Origin of the sequence: Brevundimonas huaxiensis, assembly GCF_014218725.1 — a bacterium.
Classification (GTDB): Bacteria; Pseudomonadota; Alphaproteobacteria; order Caulobacterales; family Caulobacteraceae; genus Brevundimonas; species Brevundimonas huaxiensis.
On record NZ_JABBJE010000025.1, the window covers coordinates 1 to 2204 of the forward strand.

At 62.2% G+C, this 2204-nt stretch carries 3 protein-coding genes; all 3 read left to right on the forward strand.

The features are described 5' to 3' along the window. The first annotated feature begins 210 nt into the window (after positions 1-210). From HF680_RS15710 to HF680_RS15720, 3 genes are read left to right on the forward strand one after another with little or no spacing between them, the layout of a single operon-like run. Positions 211-1179: an acyl-CoA thioester hydrolase/BAAT C-terminal domain-containing protein gene (locus HF680_RS15710; protein WP_317134090.1), complete on the forward strand. Its 969-nt coding sequence runs from the start codon at positions 211-213 to the stop codon at positions 1177-1179. Beyond that, complete coding sequence (locus HF680_RS15715) at positions 1179-1727, forward strand: hypothetical protein (protein WP_185225717.1); 549 nt, start codon at positions 1179-1181, stop codon at positions 1725-1727. Before HF680_RS15710 ends, HF680_RS15715 begins: the two co-directional genes overlap by 1 nt. Continuing rightward, positions 1728-2009 (forward strand): transcriptional regulator, encoded by a 282-nt coding sequence (locus tag HF680_RS15720; protein ID WP_185225718.1) that lies wholly within the window; start codon positions 1728-1730, stop codon positions 2007-2009. Positions 2010-2204 lie beyond the last annotated feature (195 nt).

The window sequence follows — 2204 nt, forward strand, 5'->3', positions numbered from 1 at the left end:
GCACCCTGAACGAAGCGGCCCATACCCACCTCCTGCTGACCTCGGGAGAATAAGCTAATTCGCTCGAGCTGGAGGCGTTTTCACACAGCCTCGACCCATATCGGACATGCGCCGTGCTCCGCCAAAGCCAAGCCTACTGGCGTTGACTACGCAATAACTCTATGGGAGAGAGTAATTGCATTCTGGAGAGCCCGTATGAAATTCCTACCTGTGTTGATCTCGGCCCTTGTCTTCTGCACGACGGTCATAGGCCTCCCGGCGGCGGCGACCGAAGGTTCGGCCTCCGTGCAGCCTGACTCATTTGCGATCGAGGAGGTTTCCGAAAACGGCCTTGTCGCCGCCTTCATGATGCCGATGTCTGCCGGGTCTCATCCCGCGATCATCGTCCTTGGCGGATCGGAGGGTGGGACAGCCTTCGTGCGCAGTCTCGGACGTCAGTTCGCCCAAGAGGGCTACGCCGTTCTCGCGCTCAGCTATTTCGGCGCGACTGGACTTCCAGCGACAGCGGAGGAAGTTCCGCTGGAATATTTCGACAACGCGATCGAGTGGCTGGCGCGACAGCCGCAGGTCGATCCCGAACGCATCGGAATATTCGGCGTCTCCAAGGGAGGAGAGGCCGCTCTTCTCATCGGATCGCGATCGCGTCAGCTCCATGCCGTAGCCGCCGGCGTGCCCAGCAGCGTGGTGTGGCAAGGCATACCGGCGAGCGCCGGAGCGCCGCCCACATCGACCTGGTCGCTCGGCGGCGCGCCAGTGCCCTATGTCCCCTACGATCCGACGGTCCGTTTCGACTTCACCCGCTACATGGAGTCCATATACGCACTCTATTCTGGGGCGCTCCCAACAGCAGACGAACATCCCGGCGCGATGATCCCCGTTGAGCAGATCAATGGACCGGTGCTTCTCATTTCGGGCAGGAGCGACGCCATGTGGCCATCGGCAGCCATGTCCGACATGGTCGTGGCTCGACTACGGTCGAAAGGTTTCAGCCATTCCGTCGAACATCTTGCTTATGAAGACGCGGGGCACGCCGTGTCTTCGCCACCCGCCTTGCCCAACACCTCTGGCTATCCAGACGAAGCTGTGGGCGGGACGGCCGAAGGGAACGCCGCAGGCCGCGTCGATATGTGGTCCCGCCTCATTGCCTTCTTCGACACCGCATTTGGAGTAACGCGCTGATGGACCGCGACACAGCACAACAGGCGCTTGCCGACATCGATCTGACGCGGGAACGCGCGCTGACGCTGCGAACCTACGCACACGCAGGACCGATCTTCGCCGCCTGGGGCGTGGCCTGGTTCGTCATGAACCTGACCAACCATTTCGACGTCCCGTTCGCATTCCTGTTCGGCGCGGCCGCGATAGCGTCGGCGACTGCGGTGAGCATTATCTTCGGCAAGGCGGGCAGACGTGGACCCGACACCCCCGCGACGCGCCGCAGATCGAACCTCGGATCGGCGATGACCGGTATCGCGATCTTCGGCCTTCTGGTCTTGATTGCACCCACCGACAGACTGCTGGCGAATGCCGTCATCAGCTGGTTGGCTGCAAGTTCGTATGCGGTAGCGGGTCTCTGGTTCGGCGCTCGTATCACGCTGCTCGGCCTTGTCCTCGCGGCAGTTGTGATCGCGGCCTGGTTCTTTGCGCGGGACTCGTTCGAGTTGGTGATGGGTATCGCAGGAGGCGGAGTGCTCGTTACGACCGGCCTATGGCTGTGGAGGTCGTAGGTGGACGAAATCATTCACCAACCCCTGCGCCTCAAGATCATGGCGGCGCTGGCCGCAACACCGGGGGAACCCCTGGAGTTCAAGCGACTGAAAGCTGTCACCGCAGCGACAGACGGGAACCTGGGTCGTCAGCTCCAGACCTTAGCGGAAGCGGGCTACATCGCGGTCATCAAGGACTATGCCGGAAATCGTCCGCGCACGCGCGCTGAACTCACGCCAAAGGGGGATCGCGCCTTTGCGGACCACGTAGAATACCTGGGCAAGCTTCTGCGTGGCTTCTGATCCAGGATTTGATCTTCAGCGAGGCCTCCGACCGACCCACCGGCGGTCACCTCCGTGGCGCGTACTCGCCCCTGATCCTGGGCTGATCTCGTGTCCGCTTTCCACCCCTCTGAGACATAGGGGCAGTCCGCTTTCCGGCGGGCCGCCCCAAGCCTGCTCAGAGGTCGATCTGCTCTGAAATCTCCAGCGCGTCGT

Excerpts from the sequence above, each read along its gene's own strand:
- HF680_RS15715 (WP_185225717.1), top strand. The coding sequence starts at position 1,179 with ATGGACCGCGACACAGCACAACAGGCGCTTGCCGACATCGATCTGACG.